At 40.9% G+C, this 16151-nt stretch carries 13 protein-coding genes and 1 pseudogene; 5 read left to right on the forward strand and 9 right to left on the reverse strand.

The annotated features are described in order from the left end of the window. Nucleotides 1–99: 99 nt before the first annotated feature. Nucleotides 100–849 carry an XRE family transcriptional regulator gene (locus ACFEL9_RS19400; protein WP_385893718.1) on the reverse strand — a complete coding sequence of 250 codons (750 nt, stop codon included), beginning with the start codon at nucleotides 847–849 and terminating at the stop codon, nucleotides 100–102. 111 nt (nucleotides 850–960) lie between these two features. On the opposite strand from ACFEL9_RS19400, the gene surE reads away from it, so the two are divergent. The 4 genes from surE (at nucleotide 961) to trxA (ending at nucleotide 3869) form a co-directional block, all read left to right on the forward strand. After that, nucleotides 961–1794, forward strand: a complete 834-nt coding sequence (surE, locus tag ACFEL9_RS19405) for a 5'/3'-nucleotidase SurE (protein WP_385893719.1) — start codon at nucleotides 961–963, stop codon at nucleotides 1792–1794. Beyond that, entirely contained in the window at nucleotides 1791–2090 is a 300-nt protein-coding gene (locus ACFEL9_RS19410) for a hypothetical protein (RefSeq protein ID WP_385893721.1), read from the forward strand. The genes surE and ACFEL9_RS19410 overlap by 4 nt, the downstream gene beginning before the upstream one ends. A 77-nt stretch (nucleotides 2091–2167) precedes the next feature. Further along, a complete protein-coding gene (lpxB, locus tag ACFEL9_RS19415; protein ID WP_385893723.1) occupies nucleotides 2168–3280 on the forward strand; it encodes a lipid-A-disaccharide synthase in 1113 nt (370 codons plus the stop codon). Nucleotides 3281–3572: 292 nt separating this feature from the next. Further along, nucleotides 3573–3869 (forward strand): thioredoxin, encoded by a 297-nt coding sequence (gene trxA / locus ACFEL9_RS19420; RefSeq protein ID WP_385893724.1) that lies wholly within the window; start codon nucleotides 3573–3575, stop codon nucleotides 3867–3869. A gap of 18 nt (nucleotides 3870–3887) precedes the next feature. Here the strand turns inward: trxA and ACFEL9_RS19425 are convergent, their stop codons facing one another. The 4 genes and pseudogenes from ACFEL9_RS19425 to ACFEL9_RS19440 form a co-directional block, all read right to left on the reverse strand. After that, nucleotides 3888–4052 carry a DUF6728 family protein gene (locus ACFEL9_RS19425; protein ID WP_385893726.1) on the reverse strand — a complete coding sequence of 55 codons (165 nt, stop codon included), beginning with the start codon at nucleotides 4050–4052 and terminating at the stop codon, nucleotides 3888–3890. A gap of 167 nt (nucleotides 4053–4219) precedes the next feature. After that, on the reverse strand, nucleotides 4220–4747 hold the full coding sequence (locus ACFEL9_RS19430; RefSeq protein ID WP_446753368.1) for an REP-associated tyrosine transposase: 528 nt from the start codon (nucleotides 4745–4747) through the stop codon (nucleotides 4220–4222). 82 nt (nucleotides 4748–4829) lie between these two features. Next, nucleotides 4830–4964 (reverse strand): annotated as a pseudogene (locus ACFEL9_RS19435) (glycosyl hydrolase family 95 catalytic domain-containing protein); the annotation flags it as partial. A 22-nt stretch (nucleotides 4965–4986) separates the two neighbouring features. Next, the gene (locus tag ACFEL9_RS19440) at nucleotides 4987–7419 is read right to left on the reverse strand and encodes a glycosyl hydrolase family 95 catalytic domain-containing protein (protein WP_385893730.1); all 2433 of its coding nucleotides are present in this window, start codon (nucleotides 7417–7419) and stop codon (nucleotides 4987–4989) included. 327 nt (nucleotides 7420–7746) lie between these two features. On the opposite strand from ACFEL9_RS19440, the gene ACFEL9_RS19445 reads away from it, so the two are divergent. Further along, on the forward strand, nucleotides 7747–7965 hold the full coding sequence (locus ACFEL9_RS19445) for a hypervirulence associated TUDOR domain-containing protein (RefSeq protein WP_385893731.1): 219 nt from the start codon (nucleotides 7747–7749) through the stop codon (nucleotides 7963–7965). 17 nt (nucleotides 7966–7982) lie between these two features. On the opposite strand, the gene ACFEL9_RS19450 is transcribed toward ACFEL9_RS19445, so the two are convergent. The 4 genes from ACFEL9_RS19450 to ACFEL9_RS19465 all read right to left on the reverse strand — a co-directional run bounded on the left by ACFEL9_RS19450 (nucleotide 7983) and on the right by ACFEL9_RS19465 (nucleotide 16149). After that, nucleotides 7983–9623 carry an alpha-L-fucosidase gene (locus ACFEL9_RS19450; protein WP_385893733.1) on the reverse strand — a complete coding sequence of 547 codons (1641 nt, stop codon included), beginning with the start codon at nucleotides 9621–9623 and terminating at the stop codon, nucleotides 7983–7985. 414 nt (nucleotides 9624–10037) lie between these two features. Next, on the reverse strand, nucleotides 10038–11534 hold the full coding sequence (locus ACFEL9_RS19455) for a RagB/SusD family nutrient uptake outer membrane protein (RefSeq protein ID WP_385893735.1): 1497 nt from the start codon (nucleotides 11532–11534) through the stop codon (nucleotides 10038–10040). A 144-nt stretch (nucleotides 11535–11678) separates the two neighbouring features. Then, nucleotides 11679–14885 (reverse strand): TonB-dependent receptor, encoded by a 3207-nt coding sequence (locus ACFEL9_RS19460; RefSeq protein ID WP_385893736.1) that lies wholly within the window; start codon nucleotides 14883–14885, stop codon nucleotides 11679–11681. A 175-nt stretch (nucleotides 14886–15060) separates the two neighbouring features. Continuing rightward, on the reverse strand, nucleotides 15061–16149 hold the full coding sequence (locus tag ACFEL9_RS19465) for a FecR family protein (RefSeq protein WP_385893737.1): 1089 nt from the start codon (nucleotides 16147–16149) through the stop codon (nucleotides 15061–15063). Between the last annotated feature and the right edge of the window lie 2 nt (nucleotides 16150–16151).

Genomic DNA, 16151 nt, shown 5'->3' on the forward strand with positions numbered 1-16151 from the left:
CATATGTTCAGTTGCAACAAATATAACCGACCGACCTGATGACTAAAAGCCTCCCCGGAAAAAAAACGCAAAAATTGGGTGAAAACCCCCAAACCAAAACTAATTCACCTTTTTCTTTAGAGAAATGACCTGCTCCTGTAAATCGCTTACAATATTGGCCAATTGACCCATATCCCAGCGCTGTTGCTGATTAGCTTTCGATATTACCATTTGTGCCTGCCACATTTCAAGGATATCTTCCGTTTTTACAGTGTAAGGATGATAAACTGGATTATCGCTAACGAGGGTCACTTTTTCTTTGGAGCGGCCATTTTTTTGAACCCTTTTATAAACAATGCCCTCATGCCGTGAGACAACGATACAAGCACTGTCATTTTTTAACTCATCTAATTTGTCAACCTTTTCACCTACAATTACTGAACCGCTCGGTGTCGGCAACATGGAATCGCCGATGATCTCAAAAGCCCGGTAGTTTCCACCAGACAACATTGGCAGCGTGAAAGTATTTAGTTCATCCACGAATTCAGGATCGGCATAACCGGCCAGGTAGCCAGCCGCTGCTTTGACCGGAACAAATGGTATATCGGGTCTGCCTGAGGCTAACTTCATAGCCCGCCTTTTCGCCAGGTAGTTACTTTTATTATCGCTGAGGTCCTTTCGCAGAATTTCGTCAAGCGTCAGCTTAAAGATATCACATACTACTTCCAACACATCAATACGGGGCTCCGCTCTTTCCTCTTCATAGGCTCCCAATAATGATCTTTTGATTCTAAGTTTATTGGCAAATTCCTCCTGGGTCCAGCCACGAAGTTTGCGCAGGTACTTCAAATTCTGGTTAGCTAATGCCATGGTGCACTAATTTATTTAGTTGCAAAATACTAATTTATTTAGATTGTCAAAATCCTTTTTTCAATTTGCTGTTTGGACATGCCGAAAAAAACAAACATTTTTGCTGCGCATATGGCAACCAAAAAAAAATCATCCAATAAAAAATCTAAAGCCTTATCACCCAAACCTCTTGCCGCTGCTAAGGAAAAACCAGTCATTCTTATTACCAATGATGACGGAGTAAGTGCTCCCGGTATAATGAACCTGGTGGAAGCGGTGAAAGACCTGGGCAAAATTGTGGTTGTAGCACCTGACAAGCCTCAGTCAGGAATGGGCCATGCAATAACAATTGGTCAACCACTGCGATTGCATAAAGTAAACACCTTTGGCCATATCGAAGCATGGTCCTGCACCGGAACACCGGTTGATTGTGTTAAGCTGGCGGTGGACAAAGTACTACATCGTAAACCTGACCTGTGCCTGAGCGGTATTAATCATGGGGCTAATCATAGCATCAACGTGATATATTCCGGAACGATGTCCGCTGCTGTAGAAGCTGCTATTGAAAGCATCCCTTCGGCTGGTTTTTCCCTGCTTGATTACAATATTGAAGCGGATTTTACCGGTGCCCGTAAATATGCAAGAATAGTAGTGGAAAAAATGCTGGAGACAAAAATGAACAAGCATACGGTTTTAAATGTCAACTTCCCTTCTATACCCGAAGAGTTGCTAAAAGGTATAAAAATCTGCCGGCAGGCCTATGCGAAATACGAGGAAGATTTTATTGAAAGGCAAGACCCGCACGGCCGCATGTATTATTGGCTAACCGGTGAGTTTGTAAATTTTGACAAAGGAAAAGATACGGATGTATGGGCCCTGGCCAATAATTATGTAAGCCTTGTTCCCGTACAGTTTGATATGACCCACTACGAATTAAAATCCCAATTGGAAAAACTTTGGAAATGATTTTAAAAAAAGACAACCTGAAGCTCGGTTTAGTTCTCGGATTGATTGGCCCTTTGCTTGGATTAATTGTGATCTATTTTATAAAATTTTCAGCTACTTCCTTTGGAGATTTTATTGATGAATTTTTTCACAACAATAAACTGATCACTTCTATCGGCTCGTTATCGCTATTAGCAAATGTTGTGTTGTTTACCATTTATGTCAATACACATAGAGATAGCACGGCCAAGGGAATTTTTATCATCACCCTGGTATACGGTATCACCATCCTGGTGTTGAAATTATTCAACCTGTGATAATGTCATCGATCCGGCGGTAACATCTTCCTATCTTTAACTATCGATTTGGTCATTTTTTAAATTTCCCTCCAGGGATGAAGTATTACATTATCGCAGGCGAAGCATCGGGTGATCTGCATGGCAGTAATCTTATCAAAGAAATCAGGAAGCTGGACCCCGCGGCCAATGTCCGTTGCTGGGGTGGAGATAAAATGCGGGAAGCCGGCGGGAAATTGGTAAAACATTATCGGGATCTGGCCTTCATGGGCTTTACCGAAGTGCTGATGAACCTGCGAACTATTTTTCGCAACCTGGCTTTTTGTAAAGATGATATTCTTCAATACAAACCTGATACACTTATCCTGATTGACTATCCTGGCTTTAATTTACGCATAGCACGTTGGGCCAAAGAGCAGGGAATTAAAGTGATCTACTATATCAGTCCCCAGGTATGGGCCTGGAAGGAAGGCCGGGTGAAGATGATGAAAGAATGCATTGATAAAATGCTGGTTATTCTACCTTTTGAAAAAGACTATTTTAAAAGCAAATGGCATTGGGAAGTAGAGTATGTCGGGCACCCATTGGTGGAAGTGATCGAAAGTGAGAAGTCAAAAGTGAAAAGTGAAAAGTTATCGGAAAGGGAGATTATAGCCTTGCTGCCGGGGAGTCGGAAACAGGAAATTTTGAAAAAATTGCCGGTCATGCTGGAAGTGAGTAAATCATTCCCCAACTATCAATTTATCGTAGCCAAAGCTCCGGGAGTAGAAGAAAATTTTTATGATGACCTGCTCAAACCATTTACCAACGTTTCTTATGTATCCAACCAGACCTATAATTTATTAATGCAATCAAAAGCCGCCCTTGTCACCTCGGGGACAGCCACCCTTGAAACGGCTTTATTCGGTGTACCTGAAGTGGTATGCTATAAGGGATCGCCTATTTCTTACCAGATAGCCAAACGAGTGATAAAGGTCAAATACATTTCATTGGTAAACCTGATCATGGATAAACTGGTGGTGAAGGAATTGATACAACAGGACCTGACAGTTGAAAATTTGCAAACAGAACTGACAGATCTGTTGACCAATGACGAGCGAAAAGTACAATTGCAACAGGATTATGCCAAATTAAAGCAATTGTTGAGCCAGGGGGGGCATGCTTCTTCCAAAGCGGCGCAATCTATTGTGAGCTTTCTAAATCAGTCCTGATACCAGCTAAAAAAGAGAAGCCCGGGAAGAATCCGGGGCCGTTCAATTGAGAAAACTAAAACTGCTGCTATAAGAGAAGAATTTTCAGGAAAAGATTTAAGGTTAAATAGTTCCGATTACGACACAAAGAAAGGCATCAAATGACCCTGCAAAAAACACAGACTTAGCCAATGGTCATTTTTCTTTGATGAACAGTTGAAATCCGGGCATGAATTGGAAGAATGAATCGGAATTTTGGCATTAATCCTGCACAAGCCTTCAGAAACCTGCTGTAGCATTTAAAATAAGGCATATGGAATCGTTCAAAGAACTGATCAATGCGGAAAAACCGGTGCTTGTTGACTTTTATGCGGATTGGTGCGGACCTTGTAAAGCCATGAGCCCGGTAATACAGGAAGTAGCGAGAACCATGCAAGGACAAGCGAGAGTTATAAAAGTGGACATCGATAAAAGCGTAGAAGCGGCCCAGGCTTACCAGGTGCAGGCCGTGCCTACATTTATTATTTTCAAAAAGGGAAATATCATCTGGCGCCACTCAGGCATGATTGATAAACATACACTTGTAAACATCTTGCAACGAAATGCCTGACGAGCCAGGAGCTCTGACTTATTTTCTCAACAACTTAATGGCCAAAATGATCAGGCAAAGAATAAAGATCATCAGGCTGATGCGATTGATACCATGCATATAACCGATCCACTTACTTTTTGGCCGGCTAGGATCTTTCTTCTTTAAGTATAAATATTCCGCTATTTGCGACCAGACTCCCATTCTCCATTTATTTTCTACAAAATTAGAACAGATAATTTCATCCGGAGTTCACTTTTTTAAAAGTTAGATAATTGGCAGAAACTCCGGCTCTGCGAAACTTATAGTTTCGCAGCTTTACTTTATCGCCTGTGGCGATTACCTGAATCTTAAAATGCAGTTAGTAGCAGTTAAAATAAAAAATCTATCTCCATCAATCCCTTTCCTGTTTCATAGTCAGCAGCACTACTATACAGATAATGTGATGGCCCTGTAACTAATCCTGCCCTTACGGGATTTTCATGAATATAATTGATCTTGGTTCTCAGAAAAGGCTCACTATGTATTTCTTCCGGATGATTATCACCAGTCCATACTTTAAAATTATCATTGGCATTCGTCCGGTTGGCATAAAACCTGAACATATACAATAACCAGTCACGCCGACTTTCAATCTCGGCCTCAATACTACTACTAATCACTTTGCTGGTAAATGTTTTAAAATCGCGGATAATATCGCTTAAATTATTGTTTGAAGCTGTCCATATGGTATGAATATGATTTGACATGATAACATAAGCTCCAATTTTCAACCCTTTTTTCTCACGACAAAATTGAAAACTTTCAAGTATTAAGTCCCTGTATCGCTTGCGGCTAAAAATATCGATCCAACCCATAATGGAGAAGGTCAGAAAATGTGTAGCTGATTGATCCCTGATTTTATAGCCTTCGGCAAACCTGCCTGCCGGTAGGCTGGTTCATAACTCATGGCATTAAGGTTTGAAATAAAGTTATGAATTGTTATTGCTGGAAGCAATAAAGTAAAACTGCGGGACTGCAAGTCCCGCAGAGCTTTGAGCAATGTAATAGTAATTCCGCCATTCCTGCCGTACTAGCAAAGTTTCCATCAATCTGGAAAGGAGGATGTGCATCGAAGAAATTCGATAAGTATAGTCAATTATATTATTTTATATCTGCTTCCCGCAACGGTTGAAAATTCAACAATCACAGTTTTCGTTTTTTTATCAACCAACAATTTCCCTTTTGCATCAATGATCTTTTTACCCGCCGGTAACAAAATCTTGCAGCTGCCTCCTCTAAGAGAAAGGATCATTGCCGTATCAAGCATGGATTTTCTCCAGCTTATATCCACTTCAAAGCCATTGCGGGCAGTTAACCCTTTGATATTTCCCTGTTGCCAATCACTATCCCTGGGCAATGCAGGCAACAAGCGGATCACTTCATCTTTACCATGACTTTGCAGCAACATCTCTGCTATCCCGGCAGTGCCGCCAAAGTTTCCATCAATCTGGAATGGTGGATGGGCGCAAAACAAATTAGCATAGGTACCACCGCCACCCTGCATGATAATTTCTTTTCCTGTTACAGGCTTCAATAATTGTCTTAATAATTTAAGAGCATGATCCCCATCGCCAATTCTCGCCCAAAAATTTATTTTCCAGGCCATGCTCCACCCCGTTCCTTCATCGCCCCTGTCTGTCAGTGTTTGCGTTACTGCCTTTGCCAGGTCGGGTGTTTGCCAGGGAGTAATTTCGTCGTACGGATGTAGTCCATACAAATGCGATACATGACGATGCTTGGGCTCACCATCTGCCCAGTCATTCAGCCATTCGTTCAGGTCGCCGGCTGCACCAATTTGATTGGGAGCTAGTTGAGGCAATAGATTCACCAGTTCGTTTTTCCATTCATCATCAGTTTGCAAAACAGTTGCCGCCTTAATGCAGGCATTAAATATTTCCCGGCATATTTGCATATCCATCGTTGGCCCCATACAGGTGTTTCCAATAAATCCATCTGGTTTCTTATAAGCATGTTCCGGTGAATTGGAAGGAGCTGTTACCAACCAGCCATGTGTTGGTTCTTTTATTAAAATGGATTGCAGAAATTTTGCCGCACCTTTTAAAACAGGGTAGTATTCTTTTAAAAAATTTTTGTCTTTGGTAAAACGGTAATGCTCCCAGATATGTTCGCAAAGCCAGGCACCACCTGTGAGTGTAGAACCCCATGCTGCTCCTTCACCCGGCGAAGTATATCGCCATGGGTTGCTGATCACATGCGCCACCCAGCCATCGGCATTATAATATACTTTCGCCGTTTTTTGTCCATTAGCTACCAGGTCTTTTGTAAACCGGTGTAAAGGCTCTGCCTGTGAACTCAAGTTTGTTGTTTCCGCCAGCCAGTAATTCATCTGTATATTAATGTTGAGATGATAATCACCATTCCACGGTGTTTGGTATTCTACAGCCCATAGCCCTTGTAAATTGGCCGGCAACAGTCCCGGTCTTGAAGAAGCGATAAGTAAGTACCTGCCGAAGTTAAAATAGAGTGACGGCAACTGCTGGTCTTTTTTCCCATTAAAATATTTCAGCAAACGCTGTTGTGTGGTTAAATTATTCACCGCCTTATTTTCGGGCATTTGCCAGCGGCAACGATCAAATAATTTTCGGTAAGCTAAACTACTTTTTTGTAAAGCCGTTTGATAAGTCGCCTTGTTGGTTAAATTAATATATTCCCTGCATTTTTTTACCAGGTCCGCATCAGTTAATGATCCTGTGTTCCATTCATAGTTTGTCGCCGCCGAAATCTTCAGCCAGCATTCCGTTGCGTTCTCAATCATCAGTGCATTACCGGAGTTACTAATTTTTCCATCTTTTAATACAGGTTCCAGTATGATGGCAAACCGCATGCCTTTATCACTACCGGAAGGCAATTGTCCGGACATGATTATTTTATTGTTATCAGCTGTAATGACAGCATTTTTTTTTCTATACAACGAAATCCTTGCGTTGATACCCGCTTTTTTGGAACTGCTTAATTTCAACCAGATAATATCATTTACAAAATCAACAAACAATTCCTCTTTGACCTGGTTATTGTTCCTGGTAAAACTGGTAAATGCTTTTGCGTTTTCAATGTCTAGTTCTCTTTTATAATTCGAAACAGCTACAGCACTGTCCTTCCATTCAATAAATACATCGCCCAGCGTTTGATAGCAGCCATATTTATCATTGGCGCCGCTGCCATATCCTGAACCCCGGCCCTTGGCTACAAAATGTTTTTGCAATAATTCCTGCGCTTCTTTGTTTTTGCCGGCCAGCAAAAGCTCCTGTATGGGTTTCAGGTATTGGTTCGCCTTTTCATTATCTGCATCTTGTGGCCCGCCTGACCATAATGATATTTCATTCAGCGCTATCCGCTCTTTGCGGGTATCACCAAACATCATGGCGCCTAATCTTCCGTTTCCAAGAGGAAGACTTTCGGTGAAATAGGTAGCGGCTGTATCAAACTTGATGGTAACATCCGCTTTTTGTGCAAAAAGGTTATTGGAAAATAAAATACTTACCAGTCCAATTTCATAAAATGATTTCATCTGTATTCTTTAATTTATCTATTATCAATAACAATCACGCATAATCATTATCAAAATGCATTCTAACGGTCGCCAAAATGAATACAAATGCCAGTATTCGCCGTGATAATCTCATAACCCTTACTTCAAAAGCATAAACTTATTACCTCTTCCGCGATAACCCTTCCTCACATTTATCTATTTCTGTTTCTATTTTATCAGGAATCAAAAATACACGGCGATTTCCGCTACAGGCAGGCTATTGCAACCGCAGTGGACAGAAGCAGGAAAAGAGGTCTGAATTTTGTTGTCATATAATAGGTTTCAAAAATTATAAAACAATAAAAAATGCCAAAGACTTTTAAGGTGGGCGACCATGTAAGCTGGAACTCGGAAGCCGGCCGTGTATCAGGCACTATTATTAAAATTCATAAATCTGATTTCAACTATAAAGGTTACACGCATCATGCTACCAAAGACGATCCGCAATATGAAATAAAAAGTGATAAAACTGATCATATAGCAGCCCATAAAGGATCGGCATTGACAAAGCTGAGTTCTTATTGACAGATTTTTTTTAAGGTTTACTGCTGATACACTTTATAAACTATTGCAATTTCATTGGGAATAGTTGGAGGTTTAGTGATTTTTAGAAATTCAGCGGTCTGCTTCCAATTTACTTTCTCTTTGCTGCCAAGCAATTCAATCTTTGCTATTTTGTTTGGTGCATTCGAAGCGCCCAGATTTTTTATGACAATATCGTCAGCGGGAATTCCCATAAGGGTCATATACAATATTTTCCCTTTCTTATTGAATCGTATGTCTTTCGATGTGAACTTTATTTTTCCTTCATTAAAACCCTGTGCATTGATAGGGTTGGCGGCGTCTGCGGCAGGTCCTTCACCAAATACTTTCCATGGACGGGTATTAAAGATGCTCTCCTTGTTGATGTCCATCCATGCAGCTATTCCTTCCAAAACGGCGATTTCTTTTTCATCAATGCTACCATCACCTTTAACGGGAATATTCAACAAAAGATTTCCATTTTTACTTACTATATCCACCAATGAGTGTATCACATCCTTTGCAGATCTATACCGGTTATTTTCATAAACAGCGTTGTTATAATGCCATTCGCCGATACATGAGCAGGTCTGCCATGGCAGGGTTTGAATTTTATCGGGAGCACCGCGCTCTACATCCCAAACCAAACAATCCTTTTGGTCTTCAGTAAGAATTTTACCAAACAAAACGGCGTTTAACCTTCCTTTGTTTTTAGTCATATTACTATTGTAGAAGTGAGCAGCAATTCTCAACCCTGCATCACTTACGGGATACAGTGGAAGGCCTGTATCATCAAAGTATAGCAGATCGGGATGAAATTGGTTGATCATATCTATTGTACGATTGTAGAATTTTTCGCAATACTCCCGTGAAGGCATTGCAGCCCCGTTATTCCAATTCCACTGACTATGGATGTTGTCAATATTTTTACTTCCTTCACTCAATGGATGATTTTGGGCATAAAGCTCCTGTGGATCCAGGCCTTCCCACCATGTTCCTTTTCCATCAGTTGCAGTAAGCTTGCCGTCATAAGGAATTCCGATATATTCTCCACTCGTGTCGGACTGTTGTGAAGTTTCAAACCAGGACCAGGCATGTGCCGCATGCACACTTAATCCAAAAGGGAGATGATTATTTTTTGCCGCTTTAGCCCAGCCGGCGAGAATATCTTTTTTGGGCCCGACCTTTACTGTATTCCATTGCTGATATTTACTGTTCCACATATCTACATTATCATGATGGTTGGCCATTGCAAAAAAGTATTGTGCCCCTGCTCTCTTATATAATGCAACCAGTTTTTCAGGATCCCATTTTTCAGCTTTCCAACTATTGAACACTTCTTTAAATCCGGCTTTGGATGGATGCCCATAATGTTCTGCATGCCAGTTGTACTGCCTGCTGCCCTGGCGATACATAAAGCGGCCATACCAATCCCCCTGTCCCGGCTGGCATTGAGGTCCCCAATGTGCCCATATGCCAAATTTGGCATTGCGAAACCACTCCGGCGTTTCATATTGTTTTAATGATTCCCATGTTGGTTGAAACTTACCAGCAGCAATTCTTTCATTCTTGTCTGGCCGCACTGGTACCGGATAGCTGTTCTGGGCCACCATCGAATGCTGCAATAAAACTGAGACAATTAATAGTTTTATAATTTTCATGATAGTTCGATTTTTGCTTGTCATTTTATTCACATTTTTAAAATTAATCTGTTCTGAATAAAGTAGCATGCATTCCTTGCTAAAGCTGATGAAACGAATATGCACAGTAAAAAGACTGTAGAAAAATGATTTCTTAATTAAAAAATTGCCCCTATTGAAATAGGGGCACGATTGTCTGCATACTAACTGCTTATAAGAGAAACTTTTTTTGATACTTTGGTTTTTGAACAAGTACCGGTGCGCTACGATCTATTTCCGTTTGAGGAATAGGCCAAAAATCATACTTGTCTTCCTATTTCGTTTTAATAGTTGGAACCGATTAGTAAGTGATAGACGTTTATCACTTTTCGCAGCCCACATTTAACAAACACCGGGTACAAATTAGCCCTCACTAGTTCAACTGCAACTTTCTTCTTATTTAATAGCAGGAATGGGGGCCCAATAATATGTATGATTTGCATCGCTGGGCTGATTTGCCAGGCTCACTTCTGCTGCATCTCTTACTGAATTGGCTTTTTGCACTGTTTCTGTTCTTAACAGGTCAAACCACCTTATCCCGCATTCGGCGGCAAATTCCCATCCCCTTTCTGCTATTACGGAATCTCTAAAAGCTGTTTGAGATAATCCAGGTAACAAGGGTAGTATTCCGGCTCTTTGTCTTACCTGGTTTATAGCATCATAGGCGCTGGCATCAGGAGTAGACGACATAGCTTTTGCTTCCGCATAAGTCAGCAATACTTCTGAATAACGCAGGATAAATGTGGTTGCACTGCTCCACCAGTCATTGGCCTTATGTATTGACCAGTCGTAGCTTTGGTCATCGCGGTATTTAAGAAAGTAAGGATGTTTTTGTAATGTTCCCTGCCAGGTGACTACATTATTGGGATCATTCTTTACGTAATAATCCTTTTGATAGGTGGCGTCTTTTCTTGGTCCGGCAGGAAATCTATTATAGAATGAAATTTCCCCGAATCCATCATCCCATCCTCCTTCTTCATAATCCGGAGCAAAAGGATTAGGCGCCATCATATTCCCATTTTCCCAGTTCCATGCAGGCACATCGTTGTTAAAGTAGCAGGCAAAAACTGCCTCGTTATTATACTTGTTTCCAATCTTCCATATATCAGCATAATTCGTCACCAGGTTATACCCCCAGGTTGCTTTACCATCAATCACTTCTTTTGCTTTTGCCGCCGCTATTGCATACTTATCTGTTTGTTTAAGCGGCCAGCCTGCCATTGTCAGATAGACATTGGCTAACAGCGCCTTTGCAGAACCTTTTGTTGGCAGAACATCAATACCATTCTGCCTCCTCACTCCATCCCAATGATCCGGCAGCATGGTTTCCGCCTTTTGTAAATCGGCCACGATCAGATTATAAATATCTTCAACCTTAGCATTGGGCCTGTTATCATCAACAGTGGGTTCTGTAGGCATAGGCACTTCACCCCAGGTTCTTGTTAAATAGGAATAGCTAATGGCACGCATAAAATAAGCCTGCCCCGCAGCATTATTTCTTTGCTCTTCTGTTGCTTCTGTTGCGCTCGTATAATTTTGAATAAGTGCATTCGCAGATTTGATGGTTGCATAAAAATAATTCCACCAGTTATTCATCCGGCCATTGGATGAATTAGCATTAAAAATATCAAAGTCAGAAAACTCTATTTTATTTCCTGCTCTTTTTGAGGTAATGTCATCGGCCCCATAAAATGCGCCTCCCACCTGATTAAAAGCCCCGTTAAACTGCAGGGCCAGTGCCGCTGACGCCATTTCGAGATCTTTGGATGTTTTATAAAAGCTTACAGGTGTTATACTTCCTTTCGGTGTTTCCTCCAGGAAGCTTTTGCTGCACGACATGGCAAATATTGCCAGTGTCAGCCAACCCAAATAATATTTATTCGTTCTTTTCATTTGTATATTTTTTTATTGCTTTTTTGTCAAATGGAATCTTGCCTGTCGGCAGACAGGTTCGCCCTAAAAATTTTCATTACTATTGGTATGAATTTGCTCGCAAATTTTTATGGCTCATTTCATCTGTATATTTTTTAAAACCAATTAAAATTTTAATTGCAAGCCAATAGTAATTGTTTTAGGAGAGGGATAAGCCCCTACATCAATACCTGCATCAGCATCACTGGCTGCCGATGTTGAAGTGGCTTCCGGGTCAAATCCTTTGTAATCGGTTATAGTTGCTACGTTTTGAGCACTGATATAGATTTTTGCAGATGCCAGTCTGAGCAAACTTTTACCGATCGTATATGATAAGCTTACGTTTTTCAACCGTACATAGCTTCCGTCTTGTAAAAATTGTGTGGACTCAACCCAACTTTTATTTTTACTGCCGGGGTTTGCCCAGGTGGATGTAGTATTTGATGGAGTCCAATAGTTTGCGGCTTCTGCCAGGTTTATAAATTTCACATCACTGGTAGGCACTGCGGTAGCTGCATACGTGGCATTAAATATTTTATGGCCATGAGCACCCTGCACAAAAACGTTCAAGTCAAAATTTTTAAATGTCAGGCTATTATTAAAACCCCATTGAAATTTAGGAGTTGCAGTTCCTGAAATCACTCTGTCCTCAAATCCAATTGAACTGTTCCCACTTACATCCGTGTATCTGCTGTCTCCTGCCTTATAATCTCCTTTATCAGCCTGGTAAACACCTTCCCACGGAATCAGGTAAAATGCGCCAAGTGGCTGTCCTGTTCTTACTACCTGTATATTGTTTGTTATAAGTCCCCCACCTATATATGGTCTCGCAAGCATAGAATCTGCTCCAAGGCTCACTACCTTGTTTTGATTGGTTGATATATTAAAACCTGCAGACCATGTTAAATTCTTGCTTTTAAGAGGAGTTCCTTCTATCATTAATTCGAGACCCTTGTTGTTTACCTTTCCGATATTTTTCAGATATGAGCCTCCGCCGTCGTAATTAGCTATCCGGGTAAAAAGGAGCAGATCATCGGTGTTCTTATTGTAATAATCAGCACTGATATTAAGCCTGCCATTAAATATTCCTGCATCCAGGCCAATATTTATCTGCTTTGAAGTCTCCCATTTTACATCGGGAGTAGCGGGATTACCCAGTGTATAGGCCTGGTACAATGTTGGAGTACCATAGGAAAAAGTCGTGCTCGTTAATAAACCAAGTGTACTGTATGGTCCAATTGCCTGATTACCGGTGATACCCCATCCGGCTCTCAGTTTAAGATTTGAAAAAATGTGTAAGTCTTCGATGAATTTTTCATTAGATAGTTTCCATCCTGCACTAAATGATGGAAAATTGCTCCAGCGGTTATTTGCATGGAATTTGGAAGATCCATCACGCCTTACTGTAGCAGTTAAAAGGTATTTGTCATTATAGCTGTAAGCAATTCGCCCCATATAAGATAATAACGACCAGTTGGAATAACCCGACGAAATAGCCTGGGAGGCATTTAAACCGAGGTTGTTATATCCATTAGATAAAGAGGCTAATCCGGAACCTGAAGCATTAAAACTGGAGTACCTATTGGAAGTGGCTTCCATTACGGCAGTGGCTGTCAGATCATGTTGGCCGAATGTTTTATGGAAAGTAAGGTTATTGCTGTTTTGAAATGTGTAGCTTTCAGCTGAGCTTTGTCCTGATGCATTATTACCAGGACTGATCCATTCATTATTCAGAAAAGCACTTTTGGAAATATACATATCCAATCCTGCATTAACATTCAATGTTAACCAGTCAGTGATTGTATATTTTAATTTTCCGTTGAAAATTCCAACGTTGGAGAAATTATTTTCATTTCTTTCGCTGATAGCCAAAAAAGGGTTTGCCCAGATAGGGGATATTCCAAAGCGAGTATATTGACCAGGTGCAACATACACAGGCTCCGTTGGCGCCCAGGTAACAGCACCCATAACAGGGTTACCCTTGTAACCAATGTCAGTGTTATTGTGGGAATTAAGGCGACCTGCATAGATGTGGGCGCCAAAAGTTATCCGCTTACTCAATTTTATATCTACGTTTGAACGGAGACCAAACTTTTTCTGATTACTGTTGATCAATAATCCTTCCTGATCAACATAGAATCCGGACACATAATATTTCGTATTTTCTGTTCCGCCTGCTAAAGAAAGCTGGTGGCTATGCGTAAGGGAGTTATCAAATATTAAACCTTGCCAGTCAGTGCTTTTACCTGCAAATGAATTGGGATCCGGAAAAACATTAACTCCTGCTGTAACATTGGCGACTTTGGCATAGGTTACCGCATCCATCAAATCATATTTTTTCATAGGCTTGTTAAAGCTCACGAAACCATGATATTCAATTTTAGGTTCGCCTGATTTGCCACTCTTGGTGGTAATGAGAATAACGCCATTAGCTCCTCTTGATCCGTATACGGCCGTGGCTGAAGCATCTTTCAAAACCTCCATCGATTCAATATCGTTCACGTTGATATCTGCCAGTCCTATGCTGCTCAAAGCGATACCGTCAACGACATAAAGCGGATCGTTGTTGGCGTTTACAGAATTGGCGCCACGTATGCGGATTTTAACTGCTCCACCCGGTGCACCGGAATTATTGGTAACAGACACCCCAGCCACTCTGCCTTGTAACGCAGATGAAACATTTAACACAGGTTGATCTTTATAGGCCTTGGAGGAAAGTGTTGCGATTGAACCGGTAAGATCACTTCGTTTTTGTGTACCATAACCAACTACTACCACATCTGTCAGATTGCTTGAAAGCTGTACCAATTCAATATTGATAACGTTTCGCTTGCTTACCTGCACCTGCTGCGATGTATAACCCACATAACTAAAACTTAGCGTTGCATTTTCATCTACAGTAATCACATATTCGCCCTGTTCATTGGTGGTAGTACCGCTTTTATCACCAGCGGTAACACTTACATTGGCCAGCGGTCCTCCACTATTGTCTGTCACCTTGCCCCTTACTGTGATATCAGCATAAACTATCCTGTCAGTTTTTGTAATAACAACAAGGTTATTGTCCATTAAACTGTACGACAAACCTGTATTATCAAGCAAACGGTTAAGAAGGTCTTCGACTGTTATGCCTTTAGCCTTCAGCGTAACTTTCATTTTATCCGACAGTACCAGGTTACTGAATGCAAACCGGTAATCGGTTTTCGTCTCTACCTCTTTTAACGCGGCGGCCAATTTTGTCTTCTTAAAGTCAACATCCAGTTTGTCCTGCGAAAAGGTTTTGGCCGAAACCTGTAACGCAGTCACCAGGATAAAAAAAGCTGTAAGTTTCATGAGCAGTAGTGTTTTGAACCAGCCCTTCTGTAAGGGTGGGCTAATAAAGCAAGCCTTCTTTTTCATACCTTCGTTTTGGTTTTTTAATTGTTATGAAATGAGGTTACAGGTTTACTTCAAATACCTGTTCCTTTTTGTAACACAGGAGGAATGGCTGCAATCCATTTCTCCTTTTTTATTTAGAAATAGTTATGATTTTCCCTTCTATTTTATACGTAAAATGATAAGAGTATTGCAAAGCCTTTAATACCTGCCCGATCGTTTCGCCGGAAAAAGTGGCTGTGAAAGTGTACCGGCTTACTTCTTCGTCGGCGAAAATGATTTTAACGTTATACCACCTTTCCAATTTGTTTTTTATTTCGTCAAAATTTTCATTGACAATCTCAATGCGGTTTTGAGCCCAGGCTGTTTCAACCACTACGCTATCGGTACTGTTATAAGAAAGAGGAAGTATAATAATTTTTTCACAGGTCTGTCCAACCACCTGTTTTTTGTTTTCCAGAACCAGGTCCTCGCCTTTGTTGCTAATGACGGCTTTCTGGTTCGGCTTCAGTGTTATTTTTTTTGAATTGTTCGCCAGGCTTATCTCTACTTTTCCCCTGATCAATGAAGTTTCGCTTAGCTTATCTTCCGGGTATGCTTTTACATTAAATACAGTGCCCAATACTTTTACATCATACTTATTACTGTGCACAATAAAAGGGAGTTCCTCATTATGCGTAACATCAAACAAGGCTTCCCCGCTTAAATAGATATCCCTGTTATCCTTTCCAAAACCTTTCTTCATGCGCAGTGTAGAATTGAACCCCAGGGAAATCTTTGTACTATCCGGAAGCAGGAAAGTTTTTTTCTCGCCTTTTGTTGTAGTAAATACTAACTCATTATCGGCGATGGGGGTAGCTGTAATATCCTTTGTATTGTGCGTTAGACTGTTTTGAGCCAGCCAGCTCTTTATTCCAAATACAAGAATAAAGACCGCAGCAACAGCCGCAGCATAGCGGAGTATTTTTTGAATGACCGGCTTATTAGTTGTCCGTGGAATTGCTTTTAATGCTGATCCTTGCTTTTCATTATTCTTTTCCTGTTGGAGCATGGTACGCAGCCCCAGCACGACCTGCATAGCTTCTGCTATTCTTTCCTTTTCGGAAGGGTGTGTTCTGGTGTACTCCTGCCAAAATAAGATATCCTTTTCATTACTTTGAAAACAGTAATTAGCAAATGAGTCATCAATGATGAGTTCTTCTATCGGTAATTCTTCTGACATGG

Source organism: Terrimonas alba, from assembly GCF_042434975.1.
Lineage (GTDB): Bacteria > Bacteroidota > Bacteroidia > Chitinophagales > Chitinophagaceae > Terrimonas_B > Terrimonas_B alba.